Source organism: Novosphingobium album (ex Hu et al. 2023), from assembly GCF_022832385.1.
Taxonomy (GTDB): domain Bacteria; phylum Pseudomonadota; class Alphaproteobacteria; order Sphingomonadales; family Sphingomonadaceae; genus Novosphingobium; species Novosphingobium album.
The window spans coordinates 79,131-100,220 of the sequence record NZ_JALHLE010000007.1 but is presented as its reverse complement, the minus strand read 5'-3'; the positions used below and the strand labels follow the sequence as shown (position 1 = coordinate 100,220).

General features: G+C 63.5%; 20 protein-coding genes and 1 tRNA gene. 9 read left to right on the top strand and 12 right to left on the bottom strand.

Annotated features, from left to right (window positions below; all coding sequences use genetic code 11):
• Positions 1-59: 59 nt before the first annotated feature.
• Entirely contained in the window at positions 60-377 is a 318-nt protein-coding gene (locus MTR64_RS06365; protein ID WP_243991967.1) for a hypothetical protein, read from the top strand.
• Here the strand turns inward: MTR64_RS06365 and MTR64_RS06360 are convergent.
• On the bottom strand, positions 374-1,597 hold the full coding sequence (locus tag MTR64_RS06360; protein WP_243991964.1) for a class I SAM-dependent methyltransferase: 1,224 nt from the start codon (positions 1,595-1,597) through the stop codon (positions 374-376). The two genes, MTR64_RS06365 and MTR64_RS06360, sit on opposite strands and share 4 nt — an antisense overlap.
• Before the next feature lie 241 nt (positions 1,598-1,838).
• Here MTR64_RS06360 and MTR64_RS06355 point away from each other — a divergent pair, with 241 nt between their 5' ends.
• The 7 genes from MTR64_RS06355 (at position 1,839) to MTR64_RS06325 (ending at position 9,806) form a co-directional block, all read left to right on the top strand.
• On the top strand, positions 1,839-2,912 hold the full coding sequence (locus tag MTR64_RS06355; protein ID WP_243991962.1) for a radical SAM/SPASM domain-containing protein: 1,074 nt from the start codon (positions 1,839-1,841) through the stop codon (positions 2,910-2,912).
• A complete protein-coding gene (locus MTR64_RS06350) occupies positions 2,902-3,915 on the top strand; it encodes a radical SAM/SPASM domain-containing protein (protein ID WP_243991960.1) in 1,014 nt (337 codons plus the stop codon). Before MTR64_RS06355 ends, MTR64_RS06350 begins: the two co-directional genes overlap by 11 nt.
• On the top strand, positions 3,915-5,009 hold the full coding sequence (locus MTR64_RS06345; protein ID WP_243991958.1) for an FkbM family methyltransferase: 1,095 nt from the start codon (positions 3,915-3,917) through the stop codon (positions 5,007-5,009). The genes MTR64_RS06350 and MTR64_RS06345 overlap by 1 nt, the downstream gene beginning before the upstream one ends.
• Positions 5,010-5,019: 10 nt before the next feature.
• The gene (locus tag MTR64_RS06340) at positions 5,020-5,778 is read left to right on the top strand and encodes a cephalosporin hydroxylase family protein (protein WP_243991956.1); all 759 of its coding nucleotides are present in this window, start codon (positions 5,020-5,022) and stop codon (positions 5,776-5,778) included.
• A gap of 355 nt (positions 5,779-6,133) precedes the next feature.
• The gene (locus tag MTR64_RS06335) at positions 6,134-8,338 is read left to right on the top strand and encodes a CHASE2 domain-containing protein (protein ID WP_243991953.1); all 2,205 of its coding nucleotides are present in this window, start codon (positions 6,134-6,136) and stop codon (positions 8,336-8,338) included.
• Positions 8,335-8,841: a hypothetical protein gene (locus MTR64_RS06330; RefSeq protein ID WP_243991951.1), complete on the top strand. Its 507-nt coding sequence runs from the start codon at positions 8,335-8,337 to the stop codon at positions 8,839-8,841. The genes MTR64_RS06335 and MTR64_RS06330 overlap by 4 nt, the downstream gene beginning before the upstream one ends.
• Complete coding sequence (locus MTR64_RS06325; RefSeq protein ID WP_243992322.1) at positions 8,841-9,806, top strand: FecR family protein; 966 nt, start codon at positions 8,841-8,843, stop codon at positions 9,804-9,806. The genes MTR64_RS06330 and MTR64_RS06325 overlap by 1 nt, the downstream gene beginning before the upstream one ends.
• Positions 9,807-9,948: 142 nt before the next feature.
• On the opposite strand, the gene MTR64_RS06320 is transcribed toward MTR64_RS06325, so the two are convergent.
• The 5 genes from MTR64_RS06320 to MTR64_RS06300 all read right to left on the bottom strand — a co-directional run bounded on the left by MTR64_RS06320 (position 9,949) and on the right by MTR64_RS06300 (position 14,828).
• Positions 9,949-10,024: transfer RNA gene (locus MTR64_RS06320), tRNA-Thr, on the bottom strand.
• Between the two features lie 72 nt (positions 10,025-10,096).
• Positions 10,097-11,815, bottom strand: a complete 1,719-nt coding sequence (locus tag MTR64_RS06315) for a DUF885 domain-containing protein (RefSeq protein WP_243991949.1) — start codon at positions 11,813-11,815, stop codon at positions 10,097-10,099.
• 82 nt (positions 11,816-11,897) lie between these two features.
• The gene (locus tag MTR64_RS06310) at positions 11,898-12,791 is read right to left on the bottom strand and encodes a hypothetical protein (protein WP_243991947.1); all 894 of its coding nucleotides are present in this window, start codon (positions 12,789-12,791) and stop codon (positions 11,898-11,900) included.
• On the bottom strand, positions 12,788-13,516 hold the full coding sequence (locus MTR64_RS06305; protein ID WP_243991945.1) for a hypothetical protein: 729 nt from the start codon (positions 13,514-13,516) through the stop codon (positions 12,788-12,790). The genes MTR64_RS06310 and MTR64_RS06305 overlap by 4 nt, the downstream gene beginning before the upstream one ends.
• On the bottom strand, positions 13,503-14,828 hold the full coding sequence (locus MTR64_RS06300; protein WP_243991943.1) for a replication-associated recombination protein A: 1,326 nt from the start codon (positions 14,826-14,828) through the stop codon (positions 13,503-13,505). Before MTR64_RS06300 ends, MTR64_RS06305 begins: the two co-directional genes overlap by 14 nt.
• 91 nt (positions 14,829-14,919) lie before the next feature.
• Here MTR64_RS06300 and MTR64_RS06295 point away from each other — a divergent pair, with 91 nt between their 5' ends.
• The gene (locus MTR64_RS06295) at positions 14,920-15,357 is read left to right on the top strand and encodes a hypothetical protein (RefSeq protein WP_243991941.1); all 438 of its coding nucleotides are present in this window, start codon (positions 14,920-14,922) and stop codon (positions 15,355-15,357) included.
• Here the strand turns inward: MTR64_RS06295 and MTR64_RS06290 are convergent.
• From MTR64_RS06290 to typA, 6 genes are all read right to left on the bottom strand, one after another.
• Positions 15,354-16,505 (bottom strand): glycosyltransferase family 4 protein, encoded by a 1,152-nt coding sequence (locus MTR64_RS06290; RefSeq protein WP_243991939.1) that lies wholly within the window; start codon positions 16,503-16,505, stop codon positions 15,354-15,356. The genes MTR64_RS06295 and MTR64_RS06290 overlap by 4 nt on opposite strands.
• Before the next feature lie 113 nt (positions 16,506-16,618).
• Positions 16,619-17,077 (bottom strand): hypothetical protein, encoded by a 459-nt coding sequence (locus MTR64_RS06285; RefSeq protein WP_243991938.1) that lies wholly within the window; start codon positions 17,075-17,077, stop codon positions 16,619-16,621.
• A 171-nt stretch (positions 17,078-17,248) separates the two neighbouring features.
• Positions 17,249-17,626 carry a hypothetical protein gene (locus tag MTR64_RS06280; protein WP_243991937.1) on the bottom strand — a complete coding sequence of 126 codons (378 nt, stop codon included), beginning with the start codon at positions 17,624-17,626 and terminating at the stop codon, positions 17,249-17,251.
• 190 nt (positions 17,627-17,816) lie between these two features.
• Positions 17,817-18,212, bottom strand: a complete 396-nt coding sequence (locus MTR64_RS06275) for a hypothetical protein (RefSeq protein ID WP_243991936.1) — start codon at positions 18,210-18,212, stop codon at positions 17,817-17,819.
• A gap of 145 nt (positions 18,213-18,357) precedes the next feature.
• A complete protein-coding gene (locus MTR64_RS06270) occupies positions 18,358-19,002 on the bottom strand; it encodes a YitT family protein (RefSeq protein ID WP_243991935.1) in 645 nt (214 codons plus the stop codon).
• Positions 19,003-19,108: 106 nt separating this feature from the next.
• Entirely contained in the window at positions 19,109-20,941 is a 1,833-nt protein-coding gene (gene typA / locus MTR64_RS06265; protein ID WP_243991934.1) for a translational GTPase TypA, read from the bottom strand.
• Positions 20,942-21,090: the final 149 nt, after the last annotated feature.

The window sequence follows — 21,090 nt, the reverse complement described above, 5'->3', positions numbered from 1 at the left end:
CGGGGTGGCACCGGTTTTGCGTGTCCGCGCGGCAGCAGAGACGCGCAGGGAGGCAGACCATGCAGAGCAAGCCGGGCGGCGATGACTACCTGGCCCTATTCGGCCGCTACAAATCGGACTTCGGCGATGTCTACATGGAGCCGGAGGACGACCGTTTCCGGCTACTGTTCGACCAGATCTGCCGGATGCTCACGCAGCCTTCCGCCTTCAACCTGAGCCTGCCCGAACAGTTTCGCAGAACCGCGTTTCGCTATCTCGATGGCGACGAGGCCGTGCTTGCCCATATGCTGAATCCGGAAAACCGGCACTTCATGCTGAGCGACCTGTTCGATTACGTCCATCTTGTGCAGACGATGGGCGGTTCCTGGCGCGGCTAGCCCGCTGGTGAACGGTTCTGGCAGTCGGGCGGCAGCACGCAGATGTCGATGCTGTCTCCGAAGTGCTCCTTCAGGAAGGCATCGATGCGCACGGCGTTGACGGCTGCGACGAACACGACGCAGCGTACACCCGCAGTTTCGCACTGGGAGACCCAAGCCCGGAACCCCTCGAAATCCTTGATCGGCACCTGATCGAGCTGTTTGCCGGTCAGCCGGGCATCGCTGTCCGCGATCCATGCGCAATGGAAATCGTGTTCCGTGGCCAGAATATGAATCAAGCGGAAAGCATAGCTAGCCACACCGTAGATGCCCGGTGAAATGGCCAAGCCCCGGCTTTCGTAATCCTTGAGTGTATCGAGAACGGCGGCGGTCATTTCGCCCATGTCCCGTTCGGACCGCTCCAGATAGCAAGGCAGCACGGAGGCGGGCTCGGAGCGGGACGAGGATATCATGCCGCGGACCGGGACATCTTCCACCTTGCGGGCGAGGATAACCACCTCGGGGTAGGCCAGCGTCGGCGTGACGAGCCGGTCGGATTCGCGCGTCGCGACGATCTCGAACCCTGTGCGTATCAGTGCATCGGACAGGCTGTTTATCTCGAAGTGATTGATGTGTTCGAGGTCGAAGGCGGCATAGGGGCCCCAATAGACATCGGCATAGCCCCGCAGGTCCGGCACCGCGATCACGAACAGCCCGTCCTTGCCGAGCACACCGTGAATGCGGCGGAACTCGGCATTGAAGGCCAGCACGTGCTCGATGCAGTGGGTCGAGGCGATGAGGCCGTAATCGAGATCGGGATAGGCCTTCGTCAGATCGTAGTTATGCGCCGAGCGGGCGCCGCGCTGCGATGCCAGGTCCGAGAAGAGCAGTGCACCGCTGCCCCAGTCGAGCACATCGGTCTGTGTCCAGTCGACTCCCGCTTCGCGCTCCACCATGTCCAGGACGCCAGTGAAATAGGCGTGGTCCAGATCGTGCAGTGCATCCGTGCGGGTCTGGTGCTTGTTGAACCGGGTGTAGTAGTCGGCATAGGCCGCATCGCCCGTGGGTGAATGGTTGCCGACGAAGCCGCAGTCCCGGCATGCCGTTACCGCCATATCTCCGCTCAGGGGATAGGCCTCCGGCACGGCCATTGCCATGTGGCGGGTGATCCAGTCGAGCTCTTGCCCACCGCAATTGCGGCAATGCGCGGTTGCGGCCGAAACGGGCAGTTCGGAATTCATCCTTGTCTCCAGCTAACGTCCGGTGGCCTTGCCATCATTTCCCCAGCCGTGGGGAAGGGTGGATCGACTTTACCCGGTTATGGTCATAAGCATTGGTTAATTTCGCGTGACGGCAAGGGCAGGACTCTCCCGCAATACCGGACCCGGTGTTCTCTACGGGGGGCTTTCCAAAGGTGTTGTTAACCTTGCTTTTATAGAAATCCGCGACGGCCAAGGGCATTGATTGGGGATAAGCGACCGCATGCGCCGGGAAATAGCAGAAAAGGTTCAGCCCAGGATTCAGGCGGCCCGCACGCGGCTGGGTGACGTCGTGCCCCTGCGCACGCCCTATGTCGTGTTCATCGACCCGTCGAGTGCCTGCAATTTCCAGTGCACGTTCTGCCCAACGGGCGACCGCGAGCTGATCAAGTCCACCGGGCGCTATCAGGGCCGGCTGTCGCTGGCCGATTTCGAAAAGGCCGTGGGTGACATCGCCCAGTTTGACGACAAGATTAAGGCCTTGCGCCTCTACAAGGATGGCGAACCGCTCCTCAACAAGAACCTGCCCGCGATGATCCGTATGGCCAGGGACGCCGGCATCGCGGAATGCATCGACACGACCAGCAACGGCTACCTGCTGAGCGGCGAAGTCGGCGAAAGGCTGGCCGCCGCCGGGCTCGACCGTATCAATCTCTCGATCGACGGCATGAGCGAGGAGCAGTTCCTGACCTTTGCCAAGTCGAAAGTGGATTTTCCTTCCTTCGTGGCCAACATCCGCGATTTCTACACGGCCGTCGCCGGTCAGGTCGAGGTTGTCGTCAAGACCACTTCCGAGATCATCGGCGAGGATCTGCACGACAAGTTCTACGATACCTTCGGCGACTACTGCGACCGCATCTTCGTGGAGAATGCCTCTCCCTGCTGGCCCGACTTCGACGTCGAGGAACGTATGGACATCTCGATCACGACCGGCCTGTACGGCAACGAGATCGTCGATGTGCAGACCTGCCCGTACCTGTTCTATTCGATCTCGGTGAACTCCGACCTCTCGGTCAGTGCCTGTTTCGTCGACTGGTCGCGCGGTCTCGATGTCGGCACGCTGAAGGAGCGCAGCCTCAAGGAAATATGGACCGGTCCGGAAATGCAGGCGCACCGCCTCGCGCATCTTCAGGGGCAGCGCTCAAACCACGCAATCTGCGGCAACTGCAGCCAGGTCACCCACTGCAAGGCTGACAATGTCGATGCCGACCGGGACAGGATGCTGAAAGCCATTTCCGGCCTGCCGGAAGACAGTTTCAGCGCGGCCGTAGCCGGGGAATACGCGCATGTCGGCTGAGGCCGCCAATGTCTTCATGCTGCCGCAGGCCTATGCCCGCGAGACGCTGGCGGACATTCTGCCGCTGGCCAACCCGCTGTCGCTGCAGGTCGATCCGGCCTCGCTGTGCAATTTCAAGTGTGCCTTCTGCCCAACGGGTGATCCCAGGCTGATCAAGCAGTCGGGCCGCTCGCAGACATTCATGGGGCTCGATCTCTACAGCAAGATCATCGCCGACATTTCGGGCTTCGAACGCAACCTCAAGGTGCTGCGCCTCTACAAGGATGGCGAACCGCTGCTCAATCCGCACTTCCTCGACATGGTGCGCCTGGCCAAGGCCGAGCCCCGGATCGAGCGGGTGGAGACCACCAGCAACGGATCGAAGCTGGAACCGGCGTTCAACGAACAGCTGGTTGCGGCCGGGCTGGACCGGATCGTGCTTTCGATCGAGGGCGTGACGGCCGAGCGCTATCTGTCCTTTGCGCGGGTGCGCCTCGATTTCGACCGCTTCGTCGAGAACGTGCGCCACCTTCATTCCATCCGCGGCGATCTGAAGATCCACGTGAAGACCGTGGCGCAGAACCTCCATTACGCGGCGGGCGAGGACCAGAAGTTCTTCGATACCTTCGGGCCGATCTCGGACGGGATCTACATCGAGAACACGGTTGCATCCTGGCCGCAGTTCGACGTCGACGGCGCCGCGCCGGAAGAGACTGACCTCTACGGGCGTGAAACGGTGCGCAAGACGATCTGCCCGTATCTGTTCTACACGCTCTCGATCAATTCCGACGGCTCGGTGAGCCCGTGCTGCGTCGACTGGAACCGTGAGCTGGTTCTGGGATCAGTCGCGGACGAGGGGCTGCTCGATATCTGGAACGGGGCGGCCATGCAGGCATTGCGTCGCCAGCATATCGTCGAAGGGCTTGCCGCCAATCCCTCCTGCGGGTCCTGCGGGCAGGTGCATACCTGCACCAATGACAACCTCGATGGCGAGCGGGAGAAGCTGAAAAAGCTGTTCGTCTGATGTCCCGCGAAGCCGATCTTTCCTGCGCGCTGACAAGCGGCCGCTATGCGCTGATCGGCGCCGGGCAGCTGGGCGCGATGTCGCTGGCGATGTGGCCGCACGACGTGCCCCGGCCCGAATTCTGCCTCGACAGCTACAAGACCGGCGACCTCGAGGGCATCGTGATCGAACCGCTCGCCGGTCATGTCCGGCGCCCCGGCGTCACTTATCTGCTCAGCGCCTTCAAGATGCCGGCGGAAGAGATCCGTGCGATTTTCGCGCGCATTGGCCAGCCGGACGTCATTACGGTCTACGACTTCTTCGAACAGTACACGCCCGCGCTGTTCTCCAACGGCTGGCGCAACCTTGCGCCCTCTGCCGGGGAGCAGGAACGCGCCGCAGGGCTGGCTGCCTGCTTCGCCGACGATCTTTCGCGCGAGGCCTGCGCGGCGGCCTGTGCATGGCGTTTCCATCGTGAACTGGTCGATGGCTATCCGGTCGGCAGCGAGGACAGCAAGTACGACCTCAGCCTGTTCGGGCGAGGCGGCTGTCACTACGACCTGATCTACGATGGCGGCGCCTATGACCTTGGTCTGCTCAAGTATCTGACCGGAGCGGGGGTGACATGGGATCGCATCGTGGCGTTCGAACCCGATCCCGGCAGCGCGGCCATTTGCCTCGAACAGATTCCCGCATGGGAAGCGAAGGGCGGGGCGCCTGTTGCACTCGACCGCCGAGCGCTGTCTGATCACGCAGGGACCGGACGGTTTCTCGCCAATGGCCTGCTTTCCTCGCGTCTGATCGAGGACGAGAGCATCGATCTTCCCGATATGGTCGAAGTGGAGACGGTGCGCCTCGACGAGATCGGCCACGGCGAGGCTGAACGCGTGCTGCTCAAGCTGCATATCGAAGGCAGTGAACTGCCCGCGCTGCGGGGCGCGGAGCATCTGCTGCGCACCCGCGCTGTCGACGTGCTGGTGAACCTGTCGCACGACCAGCGTTCGCTGCTCGAGATTCCGGGGTTTCTGGCCGGTCTGGACCGGCATGACCTGTTCTTGCGGTCCCACGCCCTGTTCGGCGAGGGACTGACGCTGTTTGCCCGCTACCGGGGCTGAGGGAAAACGCATGGATTTCGCAATCAAGCGCGCCGAGATGGCAGAACGCAACTGGGCCGACCCGGCCTGCCGCGCCGCCGTGCAGCAATGGCACGATGCCAGCCGCTCGTTCGACTACCAGTATATGTTCGAATGGATGGGCCGCCCGATCATCCAGGACCCACAGGACGTCTGCGCGATCCAGGAACTGATCTGGCGCTACCAGCCCGATGCCATCGTCGAGACGGGCATTGCCCGCGGCGGCTCGCTGGTGTTGTCCGCCAGCATTCTGGCCTCGATCGGCTATGGCGAAATGCTGCGCGGCAAGACGCCAGTGCAGCGCAAGGTGATCGGCGTCGACATCGACATTCGCCCACACAATCGCGAGGCCATCGAAGCCCATGCACTCGCTCCGATGATCACCCTGATTCAGGGCTCCTCGATCGATCTGGGCACTTTCGGCGAAGTGAAGCAGGCGCTGGGCGGCATCGGGAAGGTGATGGTCTTCCTCGATTCCAACCACACGCGCGATCACGTCTATGACGAACTGCTGCTCTATGCTCCGCTGGTGCCAAGCGGCAGCGCCATCTTCGTGATGGACACCGGCATCGAGTTCGCGCCCGAGGACAGCTTCAACGTCACCCGCCCCTGGGGGCCGGGCAACAGTCCGCTGACTGCCGTCGATGATTTCCTCGCGACCGAAGCGGGGGCGGATTTCTCCAAGGACCTCTCGATCGAGAAGCGCCACTTGCTGACGTGTGCTCCGCAAGGGCTGCTGGTTCGCACGTAGCACGGAAATTTCCAGGCCCGCGAGTACACAAGGCGACTATTCAGCTGTGAACCGAGCTGCCGGAGATGGTTGCCGTAAAACTGTCGTACGGAAAAAGGCGGGTTGTTTGGTTTTATTATATATCTTCAAGTAAGATATATAATTGCTGTTAATTAATTCAGTATTCTAAGTTTAAAATCAGTAAGTCATAAATATCAACTATTCCAAAATATTTTGCGCAGGGATGGTGGTGGATGAAAATTATGCTATGCGGCGACGGCATCGAGCCGCTCACCAAAGCGGTTCGAGGTGGGGCAGCAACAGATACGGACAAAAAATGCGGCGCGCGCTGACTTTCTGGTGGCGACAATCGCACGTGGCCGTTTTGCCCGGCCTCGTTGTCATTCTTGCCATTGCCTTTTTTCAGACCGTGCAGGTGCCGGTGGTTTCCCAGGCGATCGAACGCGTGGGTTTCATGGTGTTTGACGCCTATCAGCGCCTCTCGCCGCGCCCTTACGAGGATGCCCCGGTCCGCATCGTCGATATCGATGACGAGACCATCCGCCGGTTCGGACAGTGGCCGTGGCCAAGGACTGACGTTGCACGGCTCACCATGGCACTTGGTGAGGCCGGTGCCGCGGCTGTCGCGTTCGACATCGTATTCTCGGAGAAGGATCGCACGTCGCCGCGTGAACTTGCGCGGCGGTATGCGGCCAGTGATCCGCAGGCGGCGCAGGTGTTGGGCACGCTGCCCGACAACGATGAGCAATTCGCTCAGGTTCTGGCCAATTATCCGACCGTGCTCGGTTTCTTCCTGACCCCGCAAGGATCGGGGACCCATGTCGAGCCCAAGGCGGGCATGGTCGTGCTGGGCACGCCGCCTTCTTCGGTCGCCGATTTTCGTAACGCGATCACGGCCATTCCGGTGCTGCAGAAGGCAGCACCGGGCTCGGCTTCGCTGAGTATCCTGCCGGATCAGGATTCGATCATCCGCCGCGCTCCGCTGATCCAGAGGCAGGGCAACATGATGCTGCCGGCCCTGTCGCTTGAAGCGATCCGCATGGCGTTTCAGACCGATTCCGTGATGATCAACACCACGGATGGCAGCGCCGAAGGCAGTGATCCGGGGGACGTGGTTTCGTTGAAGTTGGGCGATATCGAAGTGCCGACCAACGAGCAGGGCGAGATGTGGATGCATTACACCCGCCCCGTCCCGGAACGCGTCGTCCCTGCATGGAAGGTGTTGTCCGGCGCGCTTGATGCCGACAAGATGGCAGAACTGTTCGGCGGCCGCATTGTCTTCATCGGTACCAGCGCGATCGGCTTGCGCGACTTGCGCTCGACGCCGCTCAACAAGGCTGAACTGGGTGTGATGGTGCACGCCGAGGCGGCCGAGCAGATGATCCTCCACAAGTTCCTCTACCGTCCCGACTGGGCGGTGGGCCTCGAGCGTGTGCTGCTGCTGACCGTCGGGATCGGTCTGGTGCTGCTGCTGCCCTGGCTGGGCGCGACGTGGGGAGCGGTGCTTGGTCTTGGCGCCATTTCGGTGATGGGCGGAGGTAGCTGGTATGCCTTCAAGGAGTGGGGCTACCTCCTCAATCCGACCTGGCCGATCATCGGGCTGATCCTGGGATACCTTATCGTCACGGTCATGACGTTCTACCGCGAGGAGAAGCAGCGCGCCTATATCCATCAGGCGTTCGACAGGTACCTGGCGCCCGAACTGGTCAAGCGCATCGCCAATGATCCCTCGCAGCTGAACCTGGGCGGCGAAGAACGCGACATGACGGTGATGTTCTGCGATGTTCGTAGTTTTTCCAGCATTTCCGAAGGGCTCTCGCCGGACGAAATCATCCAGTTCCTGATCACGTTCCTGACGCCGATGACGGACCTGCTCATCGAGAACAAGGCCACGATCGACAAGTACATCGGCGACGCCATTCTGGCGTTCTGGAACGCGCCGCTCGATGATCCCGAGCATCCCGTCAATGCGGCACGCGGCGCACTGGCGATGGTGGAAAAACTGAAAGAGCTGAACGTCGAGATGCCGCAGCGCAGCGACGTGGTCTGGCCCGGTGATGTCAAGATCGGCATCGGCCTCAACGCCGGCCAGTGCTGCGTTGGCAACATGGGTTCACAGCAGCGCCTGTCCTATTCGCTGATCGGCGATACCGTGAACCTGGCGTCGCGTATCGAAGGTTTGACGAAATACTACGGTGTGCAGATCGCCATCGGCAGTTCTCTGAAATCGGCACTGCCCGGGTTCGGGCTGGTCGAACTCGATCTTGTCCGTGTTGTCGGGCGCGATACGCCGGAAGCGGTCTATGCCCTTCTGGGGGACGAAGCACTGGGGGCGGACGAGGCGTTCCAGTCGTTTGCGGCGGAGCACGGTGCGATGCTGACGGCCTATCGTTCACAGCGATGGGACGAGGCCGAAAGCGCCCTGCATGATCTGGCTCACGCAGCGGGAGCTTACGGCCTGACCAAGCTGTACGGCATCTATCACAATCGCATTGCAGCATACCGCCTGAATCCGCCGGGTGCGGATTGGGACGGGGTGTATAGTGCGGAAAGCAAATGAAAATGCTCAAAAAGGCTGAAGGAGCCAAGACGATGTGGGGAAGAAATGCGGTTGGTATCGGCCATAGAGCCGGAGCAATCATGGCCGTGTTTGCAGCGACTGCCAGTTGGGCAAGTATGGTACATGCACAGGAGGTAAGCGAAGGAACTGCCGCTGATCCGGCCGTAAACGCGGCACTTGTAAAGGAAATCGAGAAGGAAGCGGACGAAGCGTCCACCGAGGCGGGGGCGCTGTCGCTTGCTCAGGCAAAGGCCGCGCAGGGCGATCTGACCGGCGCAGCAGCCGTCCTGGAGCGCTACCTGCTGGTCGATGAGGAGGCGGTGGAACCGCGCGCTGAATATGCGGTTTTGCTGTGCCGTCTGGACGATGTGCCTAGCGGCCAGTTTGAAGGTGCCAAGCTTGCTAGCGAAGTTCCCGGCAGTGAAGCACTGGGCCGGGTCAAGGCTGCTTGCGGCGGGCTTGCCGATCTTTCCAAATTTGCTGCCAACGGGGAGGCACAGTGATGTTCAGCAACAAGACACGGACTGCCACGGTCGCCGTGGTCACCATGGCCTTCCTGCTGGGCACGGTTCCGGTCGAAGGACAGGAAGTCGTCGGCGTCAATTCCGCCGTGCGGAACGTCGTGAACGTGCGCCGCAACCAGCAATCGGAATTCCGCCCTGCCGCGGTGAGGGACAAGGTCTCGCTGGGCAATCAGGTCAATACCGGCAAGGCCAGCGCACTGCAGGTGACCCTGCTCGACAAGTCGAACCTGACCGTTGGGCCCAATGCCAACTTTACGGTCAACCGGTTCGTCTATGACCCCAGCCGCAAGGCGAGTTCGGTTGGCGCTTCGGTGGCGAAGGGCACTTTCCGCTTCATGTCCGGCAAGGCGAAGAAGGAAGGTGGCAATGCGGTTCAGACGCCGGCTGCCACGATCGGCATTCGCGGCACCATCTTCGAGGGCGCGGTGGGTGAGGATGCCATGCTCATGGCACGCCTGCAGGGCCTGAAGATGCCGGCAAAGACCGATCCTGCCACCGCCACAATGATCGTTCTGCGTGGTCCGGGCCCCAAGGCGCAGATGGGCGAACATCCCGGCATGATCGACGTCACTGCCGGCGGCAAGACCGTGACGCTGAGCACACCCGGGCTGGCGGTCTTCGTTCCCTTCCCTGGCGCCGCGCCGATCGGGCCTTTCCAGATCAGTCAGCCGGCCTATTCCTCGTTCGATGCAGTCCTGCGCACCGCGCCGTCCTCTTTCGGCACGACCATGGCCGCATTGCAGGCCGCGCCCGGCGGCGCCTTTGCATCTGCTGCCGGAAGCACAGGGGCAGGCGCTGGTGCGCGTGGCGCGGCCGGCGCGTCGGGTTCCTCGGCCGGCGGCGGCAGTGCCGGACTGCTGTCGATATTGGCACCCGTGACCGTTGGTCTCGCTGCTCTGGTCGCGGTGGTTGCCGACAACGGCAGCCAGCCCGACAGCCCTTGATCCCGGGGCAGAAACCTGACCGGGGTCGCGGCCATGCGTGTCGCGATACCCGGTTGCGGGCCGTCCGGTCTGAGGGCAGCAGGCATGGCTGGCTGCGCCTGTCGCGCGGTTTGCACGGATATTCAGCCTGAACTGCGGGAAATGGTGCCGGTTAGAGGATTCGAACCCCTGGCCTGATGATTACAAATCAACTGCTCTACCAACTGAGCTAAACCGGCGTGCCTTGCGGTGACTCCGGCGCCCTTACCGGAAGGCAGGGGCGCCGGTCCAGTCGTTTTTGATGGTCCCCGTCAGAACACCGCGTGCGGTGCGTCTTCGTGCATCATGGCCTGGCGAACCAGCGGGATCGCGGGTCCGCCATAGCTCAGGAACTGGTCGTGGAAGGCACCCCAGGCCTCGCGGCCGCCGCGGGTGGCGGTCCAGTCCTGACGCAGTTTCAGGATCATCAGTTTGCCTAGCGTGTAGTTGAGATAGGCCGGGTCATAAGTGCCGCGCGCGGCCTGCTGCTCGGCATTGCCTTCATCGATGTAGCACTGTTCCATGAACATCTGCTTGGACTGCGCCTGTGTCATCCCGCGTGCGTGCAGGCCGATCGCGGAGAGGAAGCGGCAGTCTCGCAGGAGGGCGTTCGACAGCTGGCCGATGTGGACTTCGGGCTTGCCGTTGCCGAGGCCGGCATCCCACATCATCTGTTCGGCATAGTGCGCCCAGCCTTCGGCGAAGGCATAGCCCACGAACAGCTTGCCCACGATCGTCGGGGCCTGGTTCGAGTGCAGGAACTGCAGGTAGTGGCCCGGCATCACTTCATGGACGCTGGTAAACAGCAGGTCGTCCTTGCCCGGGATGTAGTCAAGCTGCTTCTGCGTGGGCCATGACGGATCCGGCGGCGAGATATAATAGACCGACGTCGCGTTCGTCTCGAGCGGTCCCGGCGGGTCCATGTAGGCGGAATTGGCGCGGTTGTAGGGCGGGCTTTCCTCTACGGCGGCCATCCTGGTGCCGGGGATCGTGACGATGTGGTGCTCGCGCACGAAAGCGGCGAGCTCCGGGATCTGGCGCCGGGCCTCGGCGACGGGGCCATCCGCCGGCTTGTCCGCGCTCATCCTGGCAACGCATTCGGGAACCGTCTTGCCGGGGGCATACTCGGCGCAGGCCGCGACGAGCGCATCGCGGTTGCGCTTGAGGTCGGCGCGCCCCACGGCTTCAAGTTCGTCGAGCGGCGCATCGACAGCCTCGGTGGCCGCCAGCATGCGCGAGAAGCGTTCGGCGCCCAGCGGATAGGCTTCGTTCGCCGGGGCCTTCGACAGCCAGTCGGCAAGCTCTTGCATGGCCGCGCCCGCCTTTTCGGAGGCTGCTTTCATCTGCGTCTGCAGCGCTGCATCGTCTACATCGGCGAAAGCGTCGCGCGCATCGCCCCGATAGTAACCGGCGAAGCCTTCGAAGGCATCGGTACCCAGCTTGATGAAGCTGGTGGGCATCGGTGTTTTCAGGTTCGCGCGGATCTGCGCGGCGGCGGTGGGTACGGCCTCGAGAAAGGCGATCATAGCCTTCATCCGTGTCGGCTTGTCCGCGTAGGAACGGCTGACGTAGACATTCGGGTCGAGCCCGTTGTTGAGATAGTATTCCGGATTGGTGTGGGGCTGATCGGCGTCTTCGAGCCAGAACAGCTGCCCCTTGGCGACCTGCACCATGTAGGCGCGCTCGAACGCCTGATCGGAGGTGAGCCCATCGAATTTCGCGGCATCCGCGATCAGGCCGTGCAGGAAGTCCGCCTTGGCCTTGAGCCCTGCGGTGCTCCAGTCGGGCAGCTTGCCGTCGTACTCGTGTGCGCCTTCGTAGATGGCGAAGCTGGGGTCAATTGCCAGCCATTCGCCGATCCTGTTCTTGACGAAACTGTCCCACGCGGAGGTCTGCGCGACGGCATTATCGGACGATGAAGCGGGGCTTGCGGAAACCGCTGAGGTTCCCAGGGCGAGGCAGGCGAGTCCTGCCAGCAATTTGGCTTTCATAGAATGGATTGCGTCCCTGTCGGTATTGCGGAGCGGCGCCCGGACCGGGGGGAGGGGCGCCCTCAATGGGCCGGGTTGTGGGCTATTGTGCGCCGAAGGTCCAGCCCTCGGTACGGGCAAGGTCCGGTGTCAGTTCGCCGGGATTCCAGAGTGCCGCTTGCGGGGCGGCGGTGCGCAGCCAGGCAGCAGTGAGCAGCGCGTCGGAGGAATGATCGTCGATCGACCCTTTGCCGGGGACTATGGGCGAGCCGAGCGCGGCAAGGGCTTCGTTGAGCGCGGCATAAGCGGTCATCTTGGCGCGCGAGGCGCTGCGTCCGGCGGCCACGGCGGCAAGCGTGGTGTAGATCTCGACGATCACCGAGCCCGTCGCAGGCAGCGGATCGACCGGCCAGACCGGCAGCTGTCCGCGCAGCCGGTGCAGCAGGCGCATGCCGGTGAGGCTGGATTTGCCCACTTGCGCCGCGCCGACGAGGTTGAAGTTCGAGTACGGTTTGCACCCGGCGCGCGCCTGCGCCTCTTCGGTCACGCGCATCCGGCCGCGCTTGTGCGACGCGCCCGGCAAGTGGAACTGCGCGCCTTCGCGCCCGCCGTGGCGGCGAAAATAGGCGCTCAGGTCCGGGTGATCGACGAAGCTGGAGGAAGAAAAGTGCGGATCATCCGTGCAGATCTCGTCGATCAGGGCCCACAGCGACGGGGCATCGGACGGACTGGCCGCCCAGCCGGGAAAGAACGTGCCGGCATCGGCGAACGGCAGCGAGATGCCGAGATCCAAGCCTATCAGCGTATCTTCCGGACAGGTATCAAGGAGCAGGTCCAGCACCTGTACCCGTGACCAGTGGCCGTGTTCCCGGGGATGGAGCAGGCGGGGGGCTTCCCCTTCCGCACTGCAAACGGCCACGGCGATACCTTTCTGACGAGCTCCGACCGCGCCGGACCAGTCGATTGCCATGAAGTGCCGGAAACGCGGTAAAGTCATCTCGCCCGGCAGGCCGTTCCCGGAAAGTCGATGGTCCAGCCGCCACGTGCGCTGCGAACGGCTTGAAGGCGCCGGGGCGCAGTGCCCGGGTGAGCGGCATCTGCCTCTCCCTCATCCATCGGCAGCGAGGAAATTTCGAAGCAGTCCTCACCCAGCCAACGGTCTATTTGCCAGTCGTCGCCTTCTGGGAGGTCCTTCATACGGGCCAGCTCGACAAGATTTTCACGGGTAACGCCGAGCACCAGCACGCCATTCAACGATCCGAAACCCGAGGCTGACCATTCGATCGACGCAAGGCGCGTGCCGCCCGGAGACGCGACGGGACGGGCACCGGTTTCCACTATCGTTCCCCGGCCGGCCCGGTCCACCAGAATATATCCCCCGGCCTCGTAGCCCGACCATTCGAAGCCGAAGAAGCGGCGGTCTGCCGAGAGCGAGGGAGGCTCGATCGACTCCATCTCGCGGGTTAAGATGCACAGGGTTGCGCCAGACAGTGCCGACACGGCCATATAGTCGACATTCGCCGAGGCCATGCCTTGCAGGGCGGGCGGGACCGGCAGAGGGCTGTTGCGTTCCAGCTCCATGTCGCCTTCCTCGGGCCGGTAGGCGCCGCAGGAAGAGAGGTCCGGGCCGCTTGCCGCAGGCGCCTTGGCCGCGGCGGGAGACGCGATCAGCGCCGCGAGGACCAGTGCGAGTCCCCCGGGGATGCCGTCAGCTCCGGCCATGGCGTTCCTTCCGCTTCCTGTCCCACCACTCGATGCGCTTCTTCACTTCACGTTCGAAACCGCGCTCGACCGGGTCGTAATACGTCTGCGGCGCCATGCCTTCGGGCCAGTAGTCGTCGCCGGAAAAGCCGTCGGGCGCATCGTGGTCGTAGCTGTAGTCCTTGCCGTAGCCGATGTCCTTCATCAGCTTGGTCGGGGCGTTGAGGATATTGGCGGGCGGGCTGAGCGAGCCGGTTTCCTTCGCGCTTTTCCATGCCGCCTTTTGCGCCATGTAGGCCGCATTCGACTTGGGCGCGGTGGCGAGATAGAGGCAGGCCTGCACGATCGCCCCTTCGCCCTCGGGACTGCCGAGGAACTCGTAGGCCTGCTTGGCGGCGAGGCATTGCTGGAGCGCCTGCGGATCGGCCAGCCCGATGTCCTCGCTGGCCATGCGGACCAGACGGCGCAGGAGGTAGAGCGGCTCTTCACCCGCCGTCAGCAGCCGCGCCAGATAATAGAGCGCCGCCTGCGGATCCGAGCCGCGCACCGCCTTGTGCAGGGCCGAGATCAGGTTGTAGTGCCCGTCCCGGTCCTTGTCGTAAACGGCGACACGGCGTTGCAGGAATTGGCCGAGCGCCGCCGGGTCAAGCGGCTCGGGAATCTGCGCGGCATAGAGCGTCTCGGCCTGGTTGAGCAGGAAGCGGCCGTCACCGTCGGCCGAGGCGATCAGCGCCTCGCGCGCATTGGCATCGAGCGGCAGTGGGCCTTCCAGTGCTTCGGCCTTGTCGAGCAACGTGCCAAGCGCTTCGCTGTCGAGACGGTGCAGAATGAGGACTTGTGCGCGGCTGAGCAGGGCGGCGTTGAGCGCGAAGCTGGGGTTTTCGGTCGTCGCGCCCACCAGCGTGACAGTGCCGCTTTCGACAAAAGGCAGGAAGCCGTCCTGCTGGGCGCGGTTGAAGCGGTGGATTTCGTCCACGAACAGCAGGGTGCGCTGGCCTGCCTTCGCGGCGGCCGCAGCCTCGGCAAAGGCCTTCTTGAGATCGGCTACACCCGAGAATACCGCGCTGACAGCGGCAAAGCGCATTCCCACTGCAGCGGCCAGCAGCCGTGCGGTGCTGGTCTTGCCCGTGCCGGGCGGCCCCCACAGGATCATCGACGACAGGCGTCCCGCCGCCACCATTCGTCCGATCGCGCCCTCCGGCCCGGTCAGGTGCTCCTGCCCGATGACATCGGCCAGCGTGCGCGGCCGGAGGCGGTCGGCAAGCGGGGCATCCTCTCGCGGCTCGTCCGGCGCGGATGCAGGGGGCAAGTCGTCGGCGAAAAGGTCGGTCATGGGGGCTATCTAGCGCCTATTGCGGCTGATTGCATCGGGCGAAGCACAGGCGTATCCGGGCGGCACCTGCACAAACCGGGGAGAACAGGCCATGAAGGCCATCACACGGGCCGGGCCATCCTGGCTGTTCTGGACGATTGCCGTGCTTTCGCTGCTCTGGAACGCCTTCGGTTGCATGGACTTTGCGATGACGGTGACGCGTAACCGCGCATACATGGCGCAGTTCCCGCCCGAGGTGATCAACTGGCTCGATACCGCGCCGATATGGACACTGGTTCCCTGGGCGATGGGCGTGTGGGGCGCCTTGACGGGTTCGCTTCTGCTGCTCCTGCGGTCCCGCCATGCTGTCGAGGCATTCGCCATCTCGCTGGCCGGACTGGCTGTGACCCAGATCTGGCAGGCCATGTCTGGGATGCCTGAAAGCATGACGACCCCGGCCAGCACGGCCATCTCGGTGATGATCTGGATCGTGGCGCTGGCCTTGCTCTGGTATGCAGCCCGTATGCGCGCTCAGGGAGTGCTGGGCTAGCTTCGCGTCTTCTGGCGGATCAGCCGGACATAAGTGTCGGCGACCGCCTGGTTGATCCTGTCCCAGCTGAACTCGCTGGCCCGCGCCTCGCCGGCGCTGCCGTGCGCGGCGCGCAGGGCCGGGTCTTCGATATAGGCCCTGAGCGCTTCGGCGAACTGGTGTATCGCGCCGGGCGGGATCAGGCGGCCCGATGCGCGATCATCGACGAGGCTCTGGCTGCCGGTCGCGGCGGCAGCGACAACGGGCAGACCGCAGGCCATGACTTCCAGCGTGACATTGCCAAAAGTCTCGGTGACTGAAGGATTGAACAGCACGTCCATCGAGGCGACCGCACGGCCAAGGTCCGCACCGTGCTGGAAGCCGACGAAGGCAGCGCCGGGCAGGCGCGCCTCGAACCACTCACGAGCCGGGCCTTCTCCGATCACCAGCACCTTGTGCCCCGCGCCCCGGCGGCGCAGCTCATCCAGCGTGTCGGAGAAGACGTCGAGGCCCTTTTCCATCACCAGCCGGCCGAGGAAACCGATCGCCACGTCGTCATCGCCGATGCCGAGCGAACGGCGCCATTCCAGATCGCGCCGCCCCGGATGAAAGATCTCACGGTCTACCCCCCGCGACCAGATCGACACGTCATAGTTCATGCGTTGATCGCGAAGGACCTGCGCCATGCTCTCCGAGGGTGCTACCAGCGCGTCGCAGCGGCGGTAGAACCGGCGCAGGATGGCCTCGATCACCGGCTCGCCCCAGGCCATGTTGTAATAGCGAAGGTAGGTTTCGAAGCGGGTGTGGACCGATGCAAGCACCGGCAGCTTGCGTTTGCGTGCCCAGGTCACGGCCTGATGGCCCACCGGATCGGGCGAGGAAACATGGACCACGTTGGGGGCGAAGGCGTCGAGATCGCGCCGGGCCTTGCCTGAGATTCGCAAAGGCACACGGTATTCTGCGCGGCCCGGGATCGGCAGTGAGCCTATCCCCACCAGATCGCCGGTCGCCTCGAACGCCGGTTCCGCTACGGCCGGAGCATAGACCCGTACTTGCGCGCCCTGACGCAGCAGGTAGCCGACCAGCCGGTTGAGGGCCTGGTTGGCACCGTCGCGAACGTAGTTGTAGTTGCCCGAGAACAGGGCAATGCGCAGGTCGGCGATATCCATCGTGGATGGCCCATAGCTTCCTGCGCCACACTTGGCGAGAGTGCTTGCGTTTCACAGCCCTCCCGCCAAGCGTTCAACGGTGCCCCAAGGGGACAGGGCATCGTCGAAGCGGATCAGCGGCGGCGCCAGTCCCGATGCCCGTCGCGGTATCCTTCGCGATATTCGCGCCGGTCGCGGTGGTAATCGCGGCGGTCATGGCGCCAGTCCCGGCCCCGGCTCCAGCGATCGCGGTAATAGGGCGCGTAGTAGCTGCTGTAGTACCGGTCACGGTAGTAGCGGTTCGGATAGCCTTCGTAGTAATAGTAGTAACCGGGATAGCCGCGCACGGTCACATAGCGGCGGGCGGGGTAATAGGAGCGGTTGTAGTAACGATCGTCGTGGCTGTCGGCGATGGCCGCACCGATCGCCAGCCCGATGATACCGGCGCCGATGGCGATCGCGGCATCGTTGCCATCGTGATCACGGTAGTGATCGCGAGCCTGCGCGGGAGCAGCGATGGCGAGTGCCGCAGCCGCGAGCGCGGTGCCTAGGCCAAGTCTGGCCGCTGTCGATTTCAGTCCTTTTTGCAACATAAGCGTCTCCCTTGTTCGTGGCCAACCGGGTGACGGCGGTTTCGGCAGGCGCGGTGGAGATCTGCTTGTGGACGTTCCGGACTGAACCGATGGTGAATTTGTCGCAAATTGTAACACGCTGACACCGGATGCGTGCCCCGCCGGCGCAGAAGGAGCACGCTTCACCGTGTGTCAGTGCGGATCGCGGTGGTCCTCTCTGCGCGACGGCTGATCGCGGGGTGGTTCGAAGCGCGGCATGTGCGTGCCCTGCGGGGGTGGACGCAGCGTGCCTTCGAAACGCTTGAACCGGGGCTCGGTGGGGCGCATGTCCCCGCGGCGGAAGTGTTGGGGATCTCCCGCGCGGAATGCGCGATCCTGCGGGGTCAGGCGGAAATAGAAAATGCTGTTGACCCAGTAACCGTCATAGATCGGTCCATAGAAGCCATCATACCAGCCATAGTAGGGATATGTCGACCAACTGACTGTGACTCGGCTTCCGTAGCCGTCATAGCAGGCTGAGAGTGATAGAACCGAAGCGGCGAGACAAGTCAGGATCACAGGACGTTTCATTGACACCTCCATCGTCAGTCCCCGTTGCATCATCCGCTTTCAGCATGGATGAAGAGAGAGGGCTTTGACGGGGGTCAAGAGTATTCGGCCCTTCTGTTTGAAGCCGGTCATGCAAGGACGCCCGGCCTTGGAGGAAAGGCCGGGCGCTGAGTGGGACCGGGGGGAGGAAACCCGGCACAAGGGGATGTGTTCAGTAGCCTCGGCGATGGTCGTCGCGGCGGAAGTCGTCACCGCGGCGGTAGGCATCTCCATGCCGGTAGTCGTTTCCACGATAGCGGCGCGTGTATTCCTCGCGGTTGTGGCGGCGGCCATCGCGGTCCCAGTAGTAGCCGTCGCGATAGTACCAGCCGGTGGTATAGGACGGGCCGTAGTAGTAGCTGCTGTCGTAGTAGCGGTTGCGATGGCGATCGTTGTCCGATGACGCAATGATTGCGCCCAGTGCCAGACCAATCACGCCCGCGCCGATGGCGACCGCGGCAGTGTTGTCTTTGTCGCGGTGATAATCGCGGGCCATGGCCGGGCTGGCGCTGACGAGCGCGGTGGCGGCAAGGGCGGTGCCGAGGGCGGCTTTCTTGAAAATGCTCATGGTTCGTAACTCCTTCGCGGGGCGGCGGAGGGAAGAGCCGTTGTCCCGTGTTGAGTTCCTTCTAGAGCCGCACGGCTGAACAGGATCGGAGCAGGTCTGGCAGGATTCGTTCAGGTTTTCGATAATTTGTATGAATGACTTTGGCCTAGTAGCCGGTGTAGCGTCCGGGCCGGTGCCAGACGTAGAGGATACCGCCGGTCGCCATGACGCCCAGCAGCGACCAGAGGACGCGGGTCACGTCCAGCGCGACGAGTGAAAACAGCAGGACGCAGCCGTCGATGAGCAACTGCGTGCGCCCGGCATTCCAGCCGCGCGTGCGGTATAGCCAGAGCACCACGGCGCCCGAGCCGCCGGTGCCGGCGCCGTGACGCGCCAGCGCGAGGGCGCCCATGCCGATCACGCTGCCGCCTGCCAGTGCGGCCACGGGCCGGCTGATCCAGTCGATATCGATGGTCTGGGCTGCGATTGCCGTCATCGCGAAGAGGCCCAGAGTGACGATCACCGTTTTGACGATGAACAGCCAGCTCATCGCGCGCAGGGTGATGGCGAGGAGGGGTAGCGTCAGGGCTGTATAGAACAGTCCGACGGGCAGGCCTGTCAGGTAGTTCAGGACCAGCGAAATCCCGGCCACGCCTCCGGTGACGAGCCCGCCGGCTTTCAGCAGAACCAGGCCGAGCGACAGCTGCACCGTGCCCACGAACAGGGCATAGGCGTCTTCCAGGTTAGTGTGCGGCACGCCCGGTGCGGGTTCCGCAGGCTGTTCGGCAGGGGAAACAGGTTCGGCAGACACGGTCAGCTCCCGGCTGGGGTTATGCGCCGCAGGCTGCCTCTCCTGTCCGGTCCATGCAATCCTTGGGCCCCCTCCGGTGGGAGGCGGCCCAAGGATCAGGAAAGGATCAGGCCGCGTCTTTCTTACGGCTGGCGCGCTTGCGCTCGTGCGGGTCGAGGTGGACCTTGCGCAGGCGGATCGACTGCGGGGTCACTTCGACCATTTCATCGTCGTCGATATAGGCGATGGCCTGCTCGAGCGTCATGACCTTGGGCGGAGTCAGGCGGATCGCGTCGTCCTTACCCGAGGAACGGATGTTGGTCAGCTGCTTGGCCTTCATCGGGTTCACTTCGAGGTCGTCCGGCTTGGCGTTCTCACCGATCACCATGCCTTCGTAGAGCTTTTCCTGCGGAGCGACGAACAGGATGCCGCGATCTTCCAGGTTGTTGAGCGCGTAGGCGTTGGCTTCGCCGGTGCCGTTCGAGATCAGCACGCCGTTGAGGCGGCCCTCGATTGCGCCCTTGTGGGGGCCGTACTTCTCGAACAGGCGGTTCATGATGCCGGTGCCGCGGGTGTCCGAAAGGAACTCGCCGTGGTAGCCGATGAGGCCGCGCGAGGGCGCTGAGAAAGTGATGCGGGTCTTGCCCACGCCCGAGGGACGCATGTCGGTCAGCTCGGCCTTGCGGCGTTGCATCTTCTCGACGACGGTACCCGAGTGCTCGTCGTCCACGTCGATCACGACGGTTTCATAAGGCTCGGTGCGGCCGCCGGCTTCGTCGGTCTTGAACAGCACGCGCGGACGCGAAATGCCCAGTTCGAAGCCTTCGCGGCGCATCGTCTCGATGACGACGCCCAGCTGCAGTTCGCCGCGGCCGGCAACCTCGAAGCTGTCGCGGTCCTCGCTCTCGGTGACGCGAATGGCGACGTTGGTCTCGGCTTCGCGCATCAGGCGGTCGCGGATCAGGCGGCTTGTCACCTTGTCGCCTTCACGACCGGCGAGCGGGCTGTCGTTGACCGCAAAGCGCATGGCGAGCGTCGGCGGGTCGATCGGCTGGGCCTGGATCGGCTCGGTTACCTGCGGATCGGCGATGGTGTGGGCAACAGTGGCCTTCTCGAGGCCGGCGAGCGCGATGATGTCGCCCGCGCGGGCTTCTTCCACCGGCACGCGTTCGAGGCCGCGGAAAGTCATCAGCTTGGAGGCGCGGCCGGTCTCGATCACCTTGCCGTCGCGGTCCATCGCACGGATCGGGTCGTTGATCTTGAGCACGCCCGACTGGACGCGGCCGGTGAGTACGCGGCCCATGAAGTTATCGCGGTCGAGCAGCGTTGCCAGGAACGAGAAGGGCGCTTCGACATCGAGGCTGGGCGCCGGAACGTGGTCGCGGATAAGCTGGAACAGGGGATCCAGCGTGCCTTCGCGCGCATTGATGTCGTCGCTGGCATAGCCGTTGCGGCCCGAGGCGTAGAGCACGGGGAAGTCGAGCTGCTCGTCGTTGGCGTCGAGGCTGACGAAGAGGTCGAACACTTCGTTGAGGACTTCGTCGGCGCGGCCGTCGGGACGGTCGATCTTGTTGACGACGACGATCGGCTTGAGGCCGAGGCCCAGCGCCTTGCCGGTCACGAACTTGGTCTGCGGCATGGCGCCTTCCGAGCTGTCCACCAGCAGGACAACGCCGTCGACCATCGAGAGGATGCGTTCCACTTCCGCGCCGAAGTCGGCGTGGCCCGGGGTGTCGACGATGTTGATGCGCAGGCCTTCCCACTCGATCGAGGTCGGCTTGGCCAGAATGGTGATCCCGCGTTCCTTTTCGAGGTCGTTGGAGTCCATCGCGCGTTCTTCCACGCGCTGGTTGTCGCGGAAGGTGCCGGACTGGCGGAACAACTGGTCGACAAGCGTGGTCTTGCCGTGGTCGACGTGCGCAATGATCGCGATATTGCGCAGGGGAAGCGGGGCGGACATCAGTTCACTTTCAAAAGAGGGTAGGCGGACAGGCTTTGCTGCACTGCAAAATTGGCGCGCCCTTAGCCGATCCGTGCGATTCCGGCAAGCACTCGTGCGGGCAGTGAAATGTGGCAGGACTGTCACAGGGTTGCCGATTGTCTGCAGTT

Coding starts and splice junctions, on each gene's coding strand:
- MTR64_RS06365 (WP_243991967.1), top strand. CDS start 60: ATGCAGAGCAAGCCGGGCGGCGATGACTACCTGGCCCTATTCGGCCGC.
- MTR64_RS06360 (WP_243991964.1), bottom strand. CDS start 1,597: ATGAATTCCGAACTGCCCGTTTCGGCCGCAACCGCGCATTGCCGCAAT.
- MTR64_RS06355 (WP_243991962.1), top strand. CDS start 1,839: ATGCGCCGGGAAATAGCAGAAAAGGTTCAGCCCAGGATTCAGGCGGCC.
- MTR64_RS06350 (WP_243991960.1), top strand. CDS start 2,902: ATGTCGGCTGAGGCCGCCAATGTCTTCATGCTGCCGCAGGCCTATGCC.
- MTR64_RS06345 (WP_243991958.1), top strand. CDS start 3,915: ATGTCCCGCGAAGCCGATCTTTCCTGCGCGCTGACAAGCGGCCGCTAT.
- MTR64_RS06340 (WP_243991956.1), top strand. CDS start 5,020: ATGGATTTCGCAATCAAGCGCGCCGAGATGGCAGAACGCAACTGGGCC.
- MTR64_RS06330 (WP_243991951.1), top strand. CDS start 8,335: ATGAAAATGCTCAAAAAGGCTGAAGGAGCCAAGACGATGTGGGGAAGA.
- MTR64_RS06325 (WP_243992322.1), top strand. CDS start 8,841: ATGTTCAGCAACAAGACACGGACTGCCACGGTCGCCGTGGTCACCATG.
- MTR64_RS06315 (WP_243991949.1), bottom strand. CDS start 11,815: ATGAAAGCCAAATTGCTGGCAGGACTCGCCTGCCTCGCCCTGGGAACC.
- MTR64_RS06310 (WP_243991947.1), bottom strand. CDS start 12,791: ATGACTTTACCGCGTTTCCGGCACTTCATGGCAATCGACTGGTCCGGC.
- MTR64_RS06305 (WP_243991945.1), bottom strand. CDS start 13,516: ATGGCCGGAGCTGACGGCATCCCCGGGGGACTCGCACTGGTCCTCGCG.
- MTR64_RS06300 (WP_243991943.1), bottom strand. CDS start 14,828: ATGACCGACCTTTTCGCCGACGACTTGCCCCCTGCATCCGCGCCGGAC.
- MTR64_RS06295 (WP_243991941.1), top strand. CDS start 14,920: ATGAAGGCCATCACACGGGCCGGGCCATCCTGGCTGTTCTGGACGATT.
- MTR64_RS06290 (WP_243991939.1), bottom strand. CDS start 16,505: ATGGATATCGCCGACCTGCGCATTGCCCTGTTCTCGGGCAACTACAAC.
- MTR64_RS06285 (WP_243991938.1), bottom strand. CDS start 17,077: ATGTTGCAAAAAGGACTGAAATCGACAGCGGCCAGACTTGGCCTAGGC.
- MTR64_RS06280 (WP_243991937.1), bottom strand. CDS start 17,626: ATGAAACGTCCTGTGATCCTGACTTGTCTCGCCGCTTCGGTTCTATCA.
- MTR64_RS06275 (WP_243991936.1), bottom strand. CDS start 18,212: ATGAGCATTTTCAAGAAAGCCGCCCTCGGCACCGCCCTTGCCGCCACC.
- typA (WP_243991934.1), bottom strand. CDS start 20,941: ATGTCCGCCCCGCTTCCCCTGCGCAATATCGCGATCATTGCGCACGTC.